At 56.3% G+C, this 14,957-nt stretch carries 14 protein-coding genes; 11 read left to right on the top strand and 3 right to left on the bottom strand.

Annotation, left to right across the window (positions count from 1 at the left end; genetic code table 11):
• Nucleotides 1–18: 18 nt before the first annotated feature.
• Nucleotides 19–909, bottom strand: a complete 891-nt coding sequence (gene garR / locus HV157_RS17510) for a 2-hydroxy-3-oxopropionate reductase (RefSeq protein ID WP_182268760.1) — start codon at nt 907–909, stop codon at nt 19–21.
• A 21-nt stretch (nt 910–930) separates the two neighbouring features.
• The gene (gene garL / locus HV157_RS17505) at nt 931–1,701 is read right to left on the bottom strand and encodes a 2-dehydro-3-deoxyglucarate aldolase (RefSeq protein ID WP_182268759.1); all 771 of its coding nucleotides are present in this window, start codon (nt 1,699–1,701) and stop codon (nt 931–933) included.
• Nucleotides 1,702–2,108: 407 nt separating this feature from the next.
• On the opposite strand from garL, the gene garD reads away from it, so the two are divergent.
• Entirely contained in the window at nt 2,109–3,680 is a 1,572-nt protein-coding gene (garD, locus tag HV157_RS17500; RefSeq protein ID WP_121339863.1) for a galactarate dehydratase, read from the top strand.
• Between the two features lie 34 nt (nt 3,681–3,714).
• On the opposite strand, the gene HV157_RS17495 is transcribed toward garD, so the two are convergent.
• Nucleotides 3,715–4,524, bottom strand: a complete 810-nt coding sequence (locus HV157_RS17495) for a DeoR family transcriptional regulator (RefSeq protein WP_020883561.1) — start codon at nt 4,522–4,524, stop codon at nt 3,715–3,717.
• A 251-nt stretch (nt 4,525–4,775) separates the two neighbouring features.
• On the opposite strand from HV157_RS17495, the gene kbaZ reads away from it, so the two are divergent.
• From kbaZ to HV157_RS17445, 10 genes are all read left to right on the top strand, one after another.
• Nucleotides 4,776–6,071, top strand: a complete 1,296-nt coding sequence (gene kbaZ, locus HV157_RS17490) for a tagatose-bisphosphate aldolase subunit KbaZ (RefSeq protein ID WP_241189666.1) — start codon at nt 4,776–4,778, stop codon at nt 6,069–6,071.
• Nucleotides 6,072–6,090: 19 nt separating this feature from the next.
• Nucleotides 6,091–6,564 (top strand): PTS N-acetylgalactosamine transporter subunit IIB, encoded by a 474-nt coding sequence (agaV, locus tag HV157_RS17485; RefSeq protein ID WP_014171751.1) that lies wholly within the window; start codon nt 6,091–6,093, stop codon nt 6,562–6,564.
• Nucleotides 6,565–6,574: 10 nt separating this feature from the next.
• On the top strand, nt 6,575–7,354 hold the full coding sequence (agaW, locus tag HV157_RS17480) for a PTS N-acetylgalactosamine transporter subunit IIC (RefSeq protein WP_182268757.1): 780 nt from the start codon (nt 6,575–6,577) through the stop codon (nt 7,352–7,354).
• A complete protein-coding gene (gene agaE / locus HV157_RS17475) occupies nt 7,344–8,222 on the top strand; it encodes a PTS N-acetylgalactosamine transporter subunit IID (protein ID WP_059306050.1) in 879 nt (292 codons plus the stop codon). The genes agaW and agaE overlap by 11 nt, the downstream gene beginning before the upstream one ends.
• Nucleotides 8,223–8,237: 15 nt before the next feature.
• Nucleotides 8,238–8,672, top strand: coding sequence for a PTS galactosamine/N-acetylgalactosamine transporter subunit IIA (gene agaF, locus HV157_RS17470; RefSeq protein ID WP_020883557.1), 435 nt, complete (start codon nt 8,238–8,240; stop codon nt 8,670–8,672).
• Entirely contained in the window at nt 8,669–9,802 is a 1,134-nt protein-coding gene (gene nagA, locus HV157_RS17465) for an N-acetylglucosamine-6-phosphate deacetylase (protein WP_182268756.1), read from the top strand. The genes agaF and nagA overlap by 4 nt, the downstream gene beginning before the upstream one ends.
• Before the next feature lie 246 nt (nt 9,803–10,048).
• A complete protein-coding gene (locus tag HV157_RS17460; RefSeq protein WP_182268755.1) occupies nt 10,049–11,197 on the top strand; it encodes an SIS domain-containing protein in 1,149 nt (382 codons plus the stop codon).
• 12 nt (nt 11,198–11,209) lie between these two features.
• Entirely contained in the window at nt 11,210–12,082 is an 873-nt protein-coding gene (gene kbaY, locus HV157_RS17455) for a tagatose-bisphosphate aldolase subunit KbaY (protein ID WP_020883554.1), read from the top strand.
• Nucleotides 12,083–12,200: 118 nt separating this feature from the next.
• On the top strand, nt 12,201–13,772 hold the full coding sequence (malX, locus tag HV157_RS17450; protein ID WP_182268754.1) for a maltose/glucose-specific PTS transporter subunit IIBC: 1,572 nt from the start codon (nt 12,201–12,203) through the stop codon (nt 13,770–13,772).
• 12 nt (nt 13,773–13,784) lie between these two features.
• The gene (locus tag HV157_RS17445) at nt 13,785–14,957 is read left to right on the top strand and encodes a PatB family C-S lyase (RefSeq protein ID WP_086463436.1); all 1,173 of its coding nucleotides are present in this window, start codon (nt 13,785–13,787) and stop codon (nt 14,955–14,957) included.

Raw genomic sequence — 14,957 nt, 5'->3', positions numbered from 1 at the left:
TTCCCGCGTCCGTTTTTATTAGCGAGAGACTTCCACCTTCGCCAGTTTTTCGTAGTAGCACGCAATCGCGCTGTGGTCGGCAGTGCCCAGACCATCCGCTCGTAGGGCCTGCATCATCTCCATGACGGCGGCGGTCAGCGGCAGCTGCGCGCCCACGCCGTGGGAGGTATCCAGGGCATTCGCCAGATCTTTAATGTGCAGGTCGATTCTAAAACCGGGCTTGAAGTTACGATCCATCACCATGGGCGCTTTAGCATCCAGCACGGTGCTGCCCGCCAGGCCGCCACGGATCGCCTGATACACCAGATCAGGGTTAACGCCCGCTTTGGTGGCCAGCGTCAGCGCTTCCGACATTGCGGCAATGTTCAGCGCCACAATCACCTGGTTTGCCAGCTTGGTGACGTTACCCGCCCCGATATCGCCGGTATGCACCACGGATCCCGCCATGGCTTTCATCAGGTCGTAGTATTTGTCGAAAACAGCTTTGTCGCCGCCAACCATCACCGACAGGGTGCCGTCGATGGCTTTGGGCTCTCCGCCGCTGACCGGGGCATCCAGCATATCGACGCCCTTAGCGATTAGCGCCTCACTGATTTCACGGCTTGCCAGCGGCGCGATAGAACTCATGTCAATCACCACCAGGCCGGGTTTGGCACCGTCAATGATGCCGTTCTCCCCCAGGGCCACCTCTTTCACATGCGGGGAGTTTGGCAGCATGGTGATAATGACATCACACTGCTCAGCAATCGCTTTGGCGTTTGCTGCGGTTTCTGCGCCTGCGGCAATCACCTCGGCCACGGCTTGCGGATTATGGTCTGCAACCACCAGGGAGTAACCTGCTTTGATGAGGTTTTTACTCATGGGTTTACCCATGATCCCAAGGCCAATAAAACCCACTTTCAGCGTCATAATTCGTTTCCTCAATGATGGTTATTTTTTAAAGGCGTCCGCTAACTTCTGCGTGGCCGAGCGGAATACGCCGAGGTCGCTACCGACGGCAACGAAGGTCGCGCCCCACTCCAGATAGCGGCGGGCATCAGCCTCAACCGGCGCCAGAATGCCGCACGGTTTGCCATGCGCGTTGGCACGGGCAAAGATGTGCTGAATAGCGCGCTGCACCGCCGGATGACCCGCATTGCCCAGATGGCCGAATGCCGCAGCAAGATCGCTTGGGCCAACGAAGATGCCATCCACACCGTCAGTGGCAGCGATAGCGTCGACGTTATCGACCCCCTGCTGGCTCTCAATCTGTACCAGGATGGTGATGTTGCTGTTGGACTGTGTGAAGTAGTCCGGGACGGTGCCAAACATGTTGGCACGATGGGAAACGGAGACCCCGCGGATCCCTTCCGGCGGATAACGTGTTGACGCCACGGCCTGCACCGCCTGCTCTTCCGTTTCCACAAACGGGATCAGGAAGTTGTAGAACCCAATATCCAGCAGACGTTTGATGATTACCGGCTCGTTGGTCGGGACGCGAACCACCGGCGCGCTATGGCTCCCTTTGAGCGCCATTAACTGCGGAATAAAGGTGCTGATATCGTTCGGCGCATGTTCGCCGTCCAGCACCAGCCAGTCGAAACCGGCCAGGCCCAGTACTTCGGTGCTGATGGGGCTTGCCAGCGCGGACCAGCAACCAATCTGGACCTGGTGCGCCGCGAGGGCCGCTTTAAACTTATTCGGGAAGATATCATTATTCATCACGTTTACCTTTTTAATTCCGCAGTCTTATTCAGGTTCATATTTATATTTTCAGACGCAGCGTCAGCGTTATATTTATTTCCTGACATAATTTAGGCGTTATAAAATCGTCATTCAGTATAATCCTCACGTCATGACAGCACATTGTTTTAATGCTCAAGCATTGCGGCGTGTTTTGATAATATTTTGAGCATATGCACAACGTGATGGGCGCTGATGCACAGAATCAGGCATTGCTGGCCGGGTGGCATCTGCGCCGGGTTTAAGGAGCGATCGGGATCACATTTTGATATCTCGTCTCCTGACATTCTTTATTGACTCAAGCCGCGTCTTTATTTCTGCGATAAGAAAATAAACATCCCCTGGCTGCATTTACTATCAGACATTTTGCTGGAGAATATTGAACAATGGCCGACATTGAAATTCGACAAGCGTCGCCGACGGCGTTCTATATCAAAGTTCACGACACGGATAATGTGGCGATAATTGTTAACGACAACGGTCTAAAAGCGGGCACCCGTTTCCCGGATGGGCTGGAGCTGACTGAACATATTCCGCAGGGGCATAAAGTCGCTCTGGTGGATATCCCGGCCCACGGTGAAATCGTGCGGTATGGCGAAATTATCGGGTATGCGGTTCGCGCCATTCCTCAGGGGAGCTGGATTGAGGAGTCGCTGGTTGAGCTACCCGAAGCGCCGCCGCTGAACACGCTCCCCCTGGCCACCCGGGTTCCTGAGCCACTGCCCCCGCTGGAAGGGTACACATTCGAAGGGTACAGGAATGCGGACGGCAGCGTAGGCACCAAGAATCTGCTCGGTATCACCACCAGCGTGCACTGTGTGGCAGGCGTGGTGGATTACGTGGTGAAAATCATTGAGCGCGACCTGCTGCCGAAATACCCGAATGTCGACGGCGTGGTAGGTCTGAACCATTTGTACGGCTGCGGCGTGGCCATCAATGCTCCGGCGGCCGTGGTACCGATTCGTACCATCCATAATATCGCCCTGAACCCGAATTTCGGTGGCGAAGTGATGGTCATTGGTCTCGGTTGCGAAAAGCTGCAGCCAGAGCGTCTGCTGCAGGGCACCGAAGATGTGAATGCCATTCCGGTCGACGAGGCCAGCATTGTTCGTTTGCAGGATGCGCATCACGTCGGATTCCGTTCAATGGTTGACGATATCCTTCAGGTGGCGGAGCGCCATCTGGAAAAACTGAACCGGCGCCAGCGCGAGACCTGCCCGGCGTCAGAACTGGTGATAGGCACTCAGTGCGGCGGCAGCGATGCGTTTTCAGGCGTCACGGCGAACCCGGCGGTGGGCTATGCCTCGGATCTGTTTGTCCGTTGTGGCGCCACGGTGATGTTCTCCGAAGTGACCGAAGTGCGTGATGCCATCCATCTGCTCACCCCACGCGCCATCAATGAAGAGGTGGGCAAACGCCTGCTTGAGGAGATGGCCTGGTACGATAACTATCTCGACATGGGACAAACCGATCGCAGCGCCAACCCCTCTCCGGGCAATAAAAAAGGCGGTCTGGCGAACGTGGTGGAAAAAGCCCTCGGCTCGATTGCCAAATCCGGCCAGAGCGCCATAGTTGAAGTGCTCTCCCCGGGCCAGCGCCCCACCAGACGCGGCCTGATTTACGCCGCGACCCCTGCCAGCGACTTCGTCTGTGGCACACAGCAGGTGGCGTCCGGCATTACGGTACAGGTCTTTACCACCGGGCGCGGCACGCCGTACGGGCTGATGGCGGTACCGGTGATTAAAATGGCCACCCGTACCGAGCTGGCAAACCGCTGGTATGACCTAATGGACATCAACGCGGGCACCATTGCCACTGGCGAAGAGAGTATCGAGGATGTCGGCTGGAAGCTGTTCCACTTCATTCTGGACGTGGCAAGCGGCCGTAAGAAGACGTTCTCCGATCAATGGGGATTACATAACCAGCTGGCGGTGTTTAACCCGGCACCGGTGACGTGACCGTTCTCCCCCTCTCCCGAAGAGAGGGGGCAACTTATCCCTTCACCAACACCACATCTATCCCGCTCTTACGCAGCCCTTCCAGGCTCTCAGGCGGAATCCCTTCATCGACGATAATCATATCAATTCTCTGGGTATCGATGATTTTATGCAGGCTCGAACGGTTAAATTTGCTGGAGTCAGTGACCACGATAATACGCTCTGCCACCTCGCACATCCGCCGGTTCAGTCGGGCTTCATCTTCATTGTGGGTACTGACGCCGCGATCGAGGTCGATGGCATCGACCCCCAGAAAAAGCAGATCAAAGTGGTAATTCTGTAAGGACTGCTCTGCCTGGTCGCCGTAAAAGGATTGCGACTGGCGGCGCAAGTGCCCACCGGTCATCAGCAGCTCCACCCCTTCCGCTTCCAGTAATGCATTCGCCACGTTCATTCCGTTGGTCATGGCAATAACATCCGTGTGCTGACGCAGCATACGGGCGATTTCAAACGTCGTCGTTCCGGAATCCAGAATAATGCGATGACCCGGCTTCACCAGCGCGGCGGCCGCCTGCGCGATACTGCGCTTAACTGCAGTATTGAGCGAACTTTTGTCCTCCACGGAGGGTTCAGTGCCAGGCGCATTGCCTTCACAAATCAGCGCTCCGCCATAAGCACGAACGGCAATGCCCTGCTTCTCAAGAAACGCCAGGTCGTTACGGATCGTCACCGTGGAAACGCCATATAAATGAGAAAGATCGTTAACCTGCACGCTTCCCTGTGCCCGCAACCGCTGAATGATCTGCTCTCGCCTTTCACTGGTGCCGGTGACGCGCTTCTCCGCGGATGAATCGGTGCTGCTCATGCGAGCTCCTTAATAAATGGTCTTTCGTTTCATTTCGTTTTGTCTATTAACGCCTTTCTTTTATGGGAATGCAAGCCCTGCCTGCTTCCAGTCAGCGCACTCTCTCGTCGCTGAAACCTTTCATTATGTTTCTTTTGTGAAACAGATCGGAAAACTATTATCTTTCGTTTTATTTTTATACCACCATGATGCAGGATTAAATGAAACAAAACGAAAGATGAAAACCATCACCATCCGAAATGGAGAGGAAAGTGAAACATCTGACAGAAATGGTGGAACAACATAAACGGGGGAATGCGAACGGGATTTATGCCGTTTGTTCCGCACATCCACTGGTACTTGAAGCCGCAATTCGTTACGCCCAACTGCATCACACGCCGCTGCTGATTGAAGCCACCTCTAATCAGGTGGATCAATTTGGCGGTTACACCGGTATGACGCCCGCCGATTTTCACGGGTTCGTCTGTAAGCTGGCGGAATCCCTTGGTTTCCCGACATCGCAACTGATCCTCGGTGGCGATCATTTAGGGCCAAACCGCTGGCAAAACCTGCCTGCCCGGCAGGCGATGGCGAATGCCGAAGATCTGATCAGAAGCTATGTCGCCGCCGGGTTTAAAAAGATCCACCTCGACTGCAGCATGTCCTGCGAAGACGATCCAGTACCGTTAACCGACGCCATCGTTGCCGAGCGCGCGGCGCGCCTGGCGAAAATTGCGGAGAAAACCAGCCTGGCGCACGCTGATGTCGCTGACCTGGTCTATGTCATCGGTACGGAAGTGCCGGTTCCGGGCGGCGCGCATGAAACGCTCACCGAGCTTGCCGTCACGACCCCAGAAGCCGCGCGTGCCACCCTTGAAGCTCACCGCCACGCGTTCGAGAAAGAAGGGTTAAGCGACATCTGGCCACGCATTATTGGCCTGGTGGTTCAGCCTGGCGTTGAGTTTGACCACGCACATGTGTGTGACTATCAACCGCAAAACGCCGTCGCCCTGAGTCATATGGTTGAAGCTTACGACACGCTGATATTTGAAGCGCACTCTACCGACTACCAGACACCGCAGGCGCTGCGCCAGCTGGTGAAAGATCACTTCGTCATCCTCAAAGTTGGCCCGGCACTGACCTTTGCCCTGCGTGAAGCGTTGTTCTCGCTGGCCGCCATTGAAGAAGAGTTGCTGCCTGCAAAAGCCTGTTCGGGCCTGCGTCATGTCCTGGAAAACGTGATGCTCGATCGCCCCGAATACTGGCAAAGCCATTATCACGGTGATGGCAATGCGCGACGCCTGGCACGCGGGTATAGCTACTCCGATCGGGTGCGCTATTACTGGCCGGACAGCCAGATTGACGAAGCCTTTGCGCGACTGGTACGCAACCTGGCAGACGAACCGATCCCGCTGCCGCTGATCAGCCAGTACCTGCCGTTGCAGTACAGCAAAGTTCGCGAGGGTGCTCTCAAGTCGACACCACGGGACCTCATCCTCGACCACATTCAGGACATACTCCAGCAGTACCATGCCGCCTGCGAAGGCGTAACGACTCAAAACGCATAATTAAAAAGAGGAAAGCGCTATGCCAAACATTGTCTTATGCCGCATCGATGAACGCCTGATCCACGGTCAGGTAGGTGTGCAATGGGTTGGGTTTGCGGGGGCCAACCTGGTGCTGGTCGCTAATGATGAAGTCGCTGAGGATCCGGTTCAACAAAACCTGATGGAGATGGTGCTCGCAGAAGGGATCGCCGTGCGTTTCTGGTCGCTGCAAAAAGTGATCGACAACATTCATCGCGCTGCCGAGCGCCAGAAAATTCTGCTGGTCTGCAAATCACCCGCGGATTTTCTGACGCTGGTCGAAGGCGGCGTGCCCATCACCCGTATCAACGTAGGAAACCTGCATTACGCCAGTGGCAAAAAACAAATTGCCAAAACGGTCTCTGTCGATGCGAACGATATCGCCGCATTTAACGGCCTGAAAGCCGCCGGAGTGGAATGCTTCGTTCAGGGTGTTCCGACTGAGACTGCTTTGGATCTCTTTAAACTGCTCTGAGGGATTCACAATGGAAATTAGTCTCTTGCAGGCATTCGCGCTGGGCATTCTCGCCTTTATCGCGGGCCTGGATATGTTTAACGGGTTAACACACATGCACCGCCCGGTGGTGCTCGGGCCGCTGGTTGGCCTCATTCTGGGCGATCTGCACACCGGTATTTTAACGGGCGGTACGCTGGAGCTGGTCTGGATGGGGCTGGCTCCGCTGGCCGGCGCGCAACCGCCAAACGTCATTATCGGCACGATTGTCGGCACTACTTTCGCGATCAGCACCGGTGTGAAGCCGGATGTCGCCGTTGGGGTCGCCGTCCCGTTTGCGGTTGCGGTACAGATGGGGATCACTTTCCTGTTCTCCGTCATGTCCGGGGTGATGTCCCGCTGTGACCGCATGGCAGCCAATGCGGACACGAACGGCATCGAAAGGGTCAACTATCTGGCACTGCTGGCGCTCGGTATCTTCTATTTTCTGTGTGCCTTCCTGCCGATCTGCTTTGGCGCTGAACACGCGAAAACCGCCATTGATGTGCTGCCGGAACGTCTGATTGACGGCCTCGGCGTCGCCGGCGGCATCATGCCCGCGATTGGCTTCGCCGTATTGCTGAAAATCATGATGAAAAACGTCTATATCCCTTACTTTATCATCGGCTTTGTTGCCGCAGCCTGGTTGAAACTGCCGGTGCTGGCGATTGCCGCGGCCGCGCTGGCAATGGCGCTGATTGACCTGATGCGTAAATCGCCTGAACCGGCGACACCTGCAGCCCAGAAAGAGGAATTCGAAGATGGCATCTAATCAAACTACGCTGCCTGGCGTTTCTGACCACGAAGAGACGCTGCTCACGGGCATGAATGAAAACGTCTATGAAGATCAACATATTGGTGCCGAGCTGACGAAAAAGGATATTAACCGTGTCGCCTGGCGTTCGATGCTGCTGCAGGCCTCGTTTAACTATGAACGTATGCAGGCTTCCGGCTGGCTGTATGGCCTGCTGCCCGCGCTGAAAAAGATCCATACCAACAAGCGGGATCTGGCCCGCGCCATGAAAGGCCATATGGGCTTCTTCAATACGCATCCGTTTCTGGTGACATTTGTCATTGGCATCATCCTGGCGATGGAGCGCTCCAAGCAGGATGTCAACAGTATCCAGAGCACCAAGATCGCCGTGGGGGCACCGCTTGGCGGCATTGGCGATGCCATGTTCTGGCTAACGCTATTGCCAATTTGCGGCGGGATCGGCGCAAGCCTTGCCCTGCAAGGCTCCATATTGGGTGCGGTGGTCTTTATTGTGCTGTTTAACGTAGTGCATCTTGGCCTGCGTTTTGGCCTGGCACATTACGCCTACCGGATGGGTGTGGCAGCCATCCCGCTGATTAAAGCCAATACCAAAAAGGTCGGCCATGCGGCTTCCATCGTGGGGATGACGGTCATTGGCGCGCTGGTGGCAACCTACGTACGTCTCAACACCACGCTTGAAATCAAGGCCGGGGATGCGGTGGTCAAGCTGCAAGCCGACGTTATCGACAAACTGATGCCCGCTTTCCTGCCGCTGGTCTATACCCTGACCATGTTCTGGCTGGTTCGTCGCGGCTGGACCCCACTGCGCCTGATCGGTATCACCGTGGTGCTGGGGGTTGTCGGTAAGTTCTGTCACTTCCTGTAAAGCAAAGAGGTCGCAATGTTAGGCATTATTTTGACGGGTCACGGCGGGTTTGCCAGCGGGCTTGAACAGGCGATGAAACAAATCCTCGGCGAGCAGCCGCAGTTTATCGCCATCGATTTTCCTGAAAGCTCCACCACCGCGCGGCTGACCGCGCAGCTTGAACAGGCAGTCAGTGAACTGGACGGGCAGCACGATATTGTGTTTCTCACCGATCTGCTCGGGGGGACGCCGTTCCGGGTGGCATCAACACTCGCCATGAAAAGACCCGGCAGCGAAGTGATTACCGGTACAAACCTGCAGCTGTTGCTTGAGATGGTACTGGAGCGCGACGGGTTAAGCAGCGAAGCCTTTCGTCTGCAGGCCCTGGAATGCGGGCATCGCGGCCTGACCAGCCTGGTGGATGAGCTGGGGCGCTGTCGTGAGGAAGCCCCCGCTGAGGAAGGGATATGAGTCAGGTGCTGCGCGCGCGTCGTCTGCTGACCGAGCAGGGCTGGCTGGACGATCACCAGCTACGCATGGAGAGCGGAATTATCACCGCCATCGAGCCGATTCCAGGTGGCGTGCATGCCCGGGATGCCGACCAGCTTTGCCCGGCGTATATCGATACCCACGTTCACGGTGGCGCGGGTGTGGACGTGATGGATGATGCCCCAGAGGTGCTGGACACGCTGGCGATGCATAAAGCGCGTGAAGGCACAGGGGCTTTTTTACCGACGACCGTCAGCGCACCGCTGGAGACTATTCACCGGGCGCTCGCACGCATCGCCCGGCGCTGTATGTCCGGGGGTCCCGGCGCGCAGATACTGGGCAGCTATCTTGAAGGTCCCTACTTTACGCCACAGAACAAAGGGGCACATCCGCCTGCGCTGTTTCGTGAGCTGGATGTCAGCGAACTGGACTCGCTGATAGAAGTATCGCAACACACCCTCAGGGTTGTCGCGCTGGCACCGGAGAAACCCGGTGCGTTGCAGGCCATTCGCTACCTTAAGCAGCGTGGGATACGGGTCATGCTGGGCCACAGCGCGGCGACGTACGATCAAACGCTTGCCGCTTTTGAGGCGGGCGCTGATGGGCTGGTGCACTGTTATAACGGCATGACCGGGCTCCATCATCGTGAACCCGGTATGGTCGGTGCAGGCTTGACGGACCCGCGGGCATGGCTGGAACTGATTGCCGACGGGCATCACGTTCACCCGGGCGCTTTGCGGCTGTGCGCCTGCTGCGCCAAAGAGCGGATCGTTCTGATTACCGATGCCATGCAGGCCGCAGGGATGCCCGACGGACGTTACAGGCTGTGTGGCGACGAGGTCAACATGCACGGTGGGGTGGTACGCACCGCTTCCGGTGGGCTTGCAGGCAGCACGCTGTCTCTCGATGCCGCCGTGCGCAATATGGTGGCGCAGGCGGGAATAACGCCAGCGGATGCGATCCATATGGCCTCGCTGCACCCTGCCCGATTGCTGGGTATTGATCACCAGCTCGGTTCATTAAAACCGGGCAAGCGTGCCAATATGATTGCGCTGGATGAAGGTTTCCACCTTCAGCAGATCTGGATCCAGGGTTTGGCTCTCCCCCTTTAGACCTTTCATTGTCCCGTTATTGGGCCTTGCGGCAAGCGATCGCAAGGTCTTTCTTTTCCTTTCCTTAATCATTGCCTTTTCTTTGCCGATCACACTTTTCGTTTTATTTCTTTTCTTTCATTGAACTTTCGATTTCTTTTCTATAGATTTTATTTAACTGCTTAAGTGAACAAGTGAAACGAAACGAAAGATAGCGACACGTTTGCCAGCGTCTGATGTGGAATTCACACGACTAAGGACTGAGTTATGTCAGAAACCAACACTACCGCCACCACCGGCACATGGACCGAAGAAGAGATCCGCCAGCAACCTGCCAGCTGGATCCGCTCACTCAACAATATCGATAACCTGCGAGCGTCGATCGATAACTTCCTGACGCCGCTGCTGCGCAAGCACGAGCTGCGGATCGTGTTGACGGGGGCAGGCACCTCGGCCTTTATCGGCGACATCATTTCGCCCTGGCTCGCCAGCCACACCGGGAAAAACATTACCGCCGTACCGACGACCGATCTGGTCACGAATCCGATGGACTACCTGAGCGCCGCACACCCGCTGCTGCTGGTGTCGTTTGCCCGTTCCGGCAATAGTCCGGAAAGCGTAGCCGCCGTTGAACTGGCAAACCAGTGTGTGCCGGAGTGCTACCACCTGTCGATCACCTGTAATGAGGCGGGAAGCCTTTATCAGACCGCGATAAACAGCGATAACGCGTATGCGCTGCTGATGCCTGCCGAAACACACGATCGCGGGTTCGCGATGACCAGCAGCATTACCACCATGATGGCAAGCTGCCTGGCAGTCTTCGCCCCGGAAACGATCAACAGCCACACCTTCCGAGATGTGGCCGATCGCTGCCAGACGATCCTCACGTCACTGGGCGATTTCAGCCAGAGCGTCTTTGGCAACGATCCGTGGAAAAGGATCGTCTATCTGGGAAGCGGGGGGCTGCAGGGGGCCGCTCGTGAATCGGCGCTGAAGGTGCTGGAGCTGACGGCAGGCAAGCTGGCGGCGTTCTACGATTCCCCAACCGGTTTCCGTCATGGCCCTAAATCGCTGGTGGATCGCGAAACGCTGGTGGTGGTGTTTGTCTCCAGCCACCCCTATACGCGGCAGTACGATCTGGATCTGCTTGCTGAGCTGCGCCGCGATCGTCAGGCCATGCGCGTGGTGGCCATTGCCGCCGAAACCGATCCGGTCGTTGAGGCTGGCCCGCATATCCTGCTGCCCCCTGCCCGCACGTTTATCGATATGGAGCAGGCCTTCTGCTTCCTGATGTACGCCCAGGTCTTTGCCCTGTCCCAGTCACTTCGTGTGGGCAATACCCCGGATACACCGTCCGCCAGCGGCACGGTTAACCGTGTCGTGCAGGGCGTCGTTATTCATCCGTGGCAGGCTTGAGAGGATCCGATCATGAGTATTATTTCGACAAAATATCTTCTGCTGGACGCCCAGGCGAAAGGCTACGCCGTACCGGCGTTCAATATCCATAACGCGGAGACGATCCAGGCGATCCTCGAAGTGTGTAGTGAAATGCGATCGCCGGTGATCCTCGCGGGCACGCCGGGCACCTTTAAGCACATTGCCCTGGAAGAGATCTACGCCCTGTGCAGCGCGTACTCCACCACTTACGACATGCCGCTGGCGCTGCACCTCGATCATCACGAATCGCTCGACGACATTCGTCGCAAAGTTAACGCGGGTGTGCGCAGCGCGATGATCGACGGCAGCCACTATCCGTTTGAGCAAAACGTAAAGCTGGTGAAATCAGTGGTCGACTTCTGCCACCTCAACGATTGCAGCGTTGAAGCCGAACTGGGCCGCCTGGGCGGCGTGGAAGATGACATGAGCGTGGACGCTGAAAGCGCGTTCCTGACCGACCCGCAGGAAGCAAAACGCTTCGTTGCGCTGACCGGCGTCGACAGCCTGGCCGTGGCCATCGGAACCGCTCACGGTCTTTATACCAAACGGCCAAAAATCGACTTTCGACGGCTGGCTGAAATCCGCGACGTGGTGAGCGTACCGCTGGTGCTGCACGGGGCGAGTGATGTGCCGGATGACGATGTTCGCCGCACCATAGAGCTGGGCGTCTGCAAAGTGAACGTGGCAACCGAGCTAAAAATTGCGTTCTCTGGCGCCGTTAAGGCCTGGTTTGCTGAGAACCCGCAGGGCAACGATCCGCGTTTCTACATGCGGGTTGGCATGGATGCCATGAAAGACGTGGTCAGAAGCAAAATCACCGTGTGCGGCTCGGCGAACCGATTGCTGCTCACGGCGGAAGCCTGATCTCATCGCATAGAACATCAGTATCTCAAAAATAACTATAAGCCTCGCAAATATGAAGGCGCGTCCTTAAGCCAGACAGCGCCTTCCATTACGATAAATAATTCCGAGGAGTCCCTACATGACACAGGAAAAGTCGTTTAAATCGAAAGCGTGGGAGTTTTTTCAGAGCCTGGGAAAGACCTTTATGTTCCCGGTCTCCCTTCTGGCCTTTATGGGGTTATTGCTGGGTATCGGTAGTTCTGTTACCAGCCCCTCCACCCTCAAAAGTTTCCCCTTTCTGGGCGGCGAATTAACTCAGCTCACCTTTGGCTTTATTGCCATGGTCGGCGGCTTCGCCTTTACCTATCTTCCCCTCATGTTTGCCATGGCGATCCCAATGGGGCTGGCCAGACGCAACAAAGCAGTGGGCGCTTTTGCCGGGTTTGTTGGCTATATGCTGATGAACATGAGCATCAATTATTACCTGATTGCGACCCACCAGCTTGCCGATGCCGCCTCCATGAGACAAGTCGGGCAATCGATGGTGCTGGGCATTCAAACCCTGGAGATGGGTGTGCTGGGCGGTATCGTGGTTGGGGTCATTACCTTTTTCCTGCACGAACGTTTTCAGGATACCGTTTTACACGACGCGTTCGCCTTCTTTAGCGGCATTCGTTTTGTGCCGATTATCACCGCCCTCACCCTCTCACTGGTGGGGCTGTTTATTCCCCTGCTGTGGGAGTACGTTGCGCTGGGCATTACCGGGATTGGCCATATTATCCAGAGCACCAACGTGTTCGGCCCGTTCCTCTACGGCGTAGGGGTACTACTGCTCAAACCCTTTGGCCTGCACCATATTTTGCTGGCGATGGTGCGCTTCACGCCCGCGGGCGGTATTGAAATGGTCAATGGTCATGAAGTCGCCGGGGCGCTGAACATTTTCTACGCCGAACTGAAAGCGGGTCTGCCGTTCAGCCCGCACGTTACCGCGTTCCTGTCGCAGGGCTTTATGCCGACCTTTATCTTCGGCTTACCGGCGGTGGCATACGCCATCTATCGCACGGCCCGCCCGGAAAACCGCCCGGTGATTAAAGGCCTGCTGCTCTCCGGCGTGCTGGTCTCCGTCGTCACCGGGATCTCCGAGCCAATTGAATTCCTGTTCCTGTTTATCGCTCCTGCCCTTTACGCCTTCCATATTGTGATGTCGGGCCTGGCCCTGATGGTCATGGCTCTGCTGGGGGTGACCATCGGCAACACCGACGGCGGCATTCTGGACCTGCTTATCTTCGGGGCCATGCAAGGGATGTCGACCAAATGGTATCTGGTATTCCCGGTAGGCATTGCCTGGTTTGCCCTCTACTTCTTCGTCTTCCGCTGGTACATCCTCAAACACGATATTAAAACGCCGGGCCGTGAAGTGGACACCCAGGGTGCACAGCAGGCCGTCGAGGCCAATACCCGGGCACGCGGAAAATCGAAATACGATCACGGGCTTATCCTGCGTGCGCTCGGCGGTAAAGAGAACATCGAGTCGCTTGATAATTGCATTACCCGGCTGTGTCTGGTGGTGAAAGACATGAGTCTCATCGACCAGCAGGCGTTAAAAGAGGCCGGTGCATTGTCGGTTGTGGTGCTGGATGCGCACAGCGTCCAGGTGATCATCGGCCCGCAGGTGCAAAGCGTAAAAACCGGCATTGAAGCCTTAATTTAACAGGGGGTTGTGGTGTTTAATTTTGACGAAATCATTGAGCGTAAAAGCGACCGGTGTCGAAAATGGGATCACGCCTTTGTCCGCTCGCGCTTTGGTGATGTGCCTGAAGGTTTTATCCCGCTGTGGATTGCCGATATGGATTTCACCTCCCCACCTGCCGTGACAGAAGGTTTCCAGCGCATCGTGGAGCATGGCACCTTCGGCTACACCTGGTGCTTTGACGAATTTTACGATGCGGTTATCGCCTTTCAGCGCGAACGACATCAGGTTGACGTCGATAAATCATGGATCACGCTGACGTACGGTACCGTCTCCACGCTGCATTATACGGTTCAGGCGTTTTGTAAACCTGGCGACACGGTGATGATGAACACACCGGTGTACGATCCGTTTGCCATGGCCGCCCAGCGTCAGGGGGTAGCGATACTGGCAAACCCACTGTGCGTGAAAGAAAATCGCTACCAGCTTGATTTTAATCTGGTGGAAGAACAGCTCAGAACGTACCGTCCAAAACTGTGGTTCTTCTGCTCGCCGCATAACCCTTCCGGCAGGATCTGGCACGCCGATGAGATACGCCAGGTGTCAGACCTCTGTCAACGCTACGGCACCCTTCTGGTGGTTGATGAGGTCCACGCCGAACATATTCTGGACGGTCATTTCGTCAGCTGTCTGGCATCCGGCTGCGCGGCGCAGGACAATCTGATCCTGCTGACCTCCCCGAATAAAGCGTTCAACCTTGGCGGGCTGAAAACCTCCTACGCCATCATTCCGGATGCCACCCTGCGCCAGCGCTTTCGCCACCAGCTTGAGAAGAATGCCATCACCTCACCCAATATATTCGGGATATGGGGAATTATTCTTGCCTACCAGCATGGTTTGCCGTGGCTCGACGCGCTGAACGGTTATCTGCGCCGTAACGCTGGCTATCTGGCAGAGGCCATCCAGACCCACTTTCCGGCCTGGAAAATGATGAACCCGGAATCATCGTATCTGGCCTGGGTTGACGTCAGCGCAGATGAACGTAGCGCCACTGAATTGACCCGACATTTCGCCCATCAGGCTGGCGTCGTCCTCGAAGATGGCAGCCACTACGTCCAAAACGGCGAACACTACCTGCGCATTAATTTCGGCACCCAGCGCTACTGGCTGGAGCAGTCCATCACCCGAATGCTGAAGCATTACTAA

Source organism: Enterobacter sp. RHBSTW-00318, from assembly GCF_014101375.1.
In the GTDB taxonomy this organism is placed as follows: domain Bacteria; phylum Pseudomonadota; class Gammaproteobacteria; order Enterobacterales; family Enterobacteriaceae; genus Enterobacter; species Enterobacter ludwigii.
This window is presented reverse-complemented; position numbering and strand designations above follow the sequence as displayed.

Bases quoted from the DNA above. Each gene is read 5' to 3' on its own strand.
- garD (WP_121339863.1), top strand. From the start codon at position 2,109: ATGGCCGACATTGAAATTCGACAAGCGTCGCCGACGGCGTTCTATATC.
- kbaY (WP_020883554.1), top strand. From the start codon at position 11,210: ATGAGTATTATTTCGACAAAATATCTTCTGCTGGACGCCCAGGCGAAA.
- HV157_RS17460 (WP_182268755.1), top strand. From the start codon at position 10,049: ATGTCAGAAACCAACACTACCGCCACCACCGGCACATGGACCGAAGAA.
- agaF (WP_020883557.1), top strand. From the start codon at position 8,238: ATGTTAGGCATTATTTTGACGGGTCACGGCGGGTTTGCCAGCGGGCTT.
- HV157_RS17495 (WP_020883561.1), bottom strand. From the start codon at position 4,524: ATGAGCAGCACCGATTCATCCGCGGAGAAGCGCGTCACCGGCACCAGT.
- agaW (WP_182268757.1), top strand. From the start codon at position 6,575: ATGGAAATTAGTCTCTTGCAGGCATTCGCGCTGGGCATTCTCGCCTTT.
- nagA (WP_182268756.1), top strand. From the start codon at position 8,669: ATGAGTCAGGTGCTGCGCGCGCGTCGTCTGCTGACCGAGCAGGGCTGG.
- agaV (WP_014171751.1), top strand. From the start codon at position 6,091: ATGCCAAACATTGTCTTATGCCGCATCGATGAACGCCTGATCCACGGT.
- malX (WP_182268754.1), top strand. From the start codon at position 12,201: ATGACACAGGAAAAGTCGTTTAAATCGAAAGCGTGGGAGTTTTTTCAG.
- garR (WP_182268760.1), bottom strand. From the start codon at position 909: ATGACGCTGAAAGTGGGTTTTATTGGCCTTGGGATCATGGGTAAACCC.
- agaE (WP_059306050.1), top strand. From the start codon at position 7,344: ATGGCATCTAATCAAACTACGCTGCCTGGCGTTTCTGACCACGAAGAG.
- garL (WP_182268759.1), bottom strand. From the start codon at position 1,701: ATGAATAATGATATCTTCCCGAATAAGTTTAAAGCGGCCCTCGCGGCG.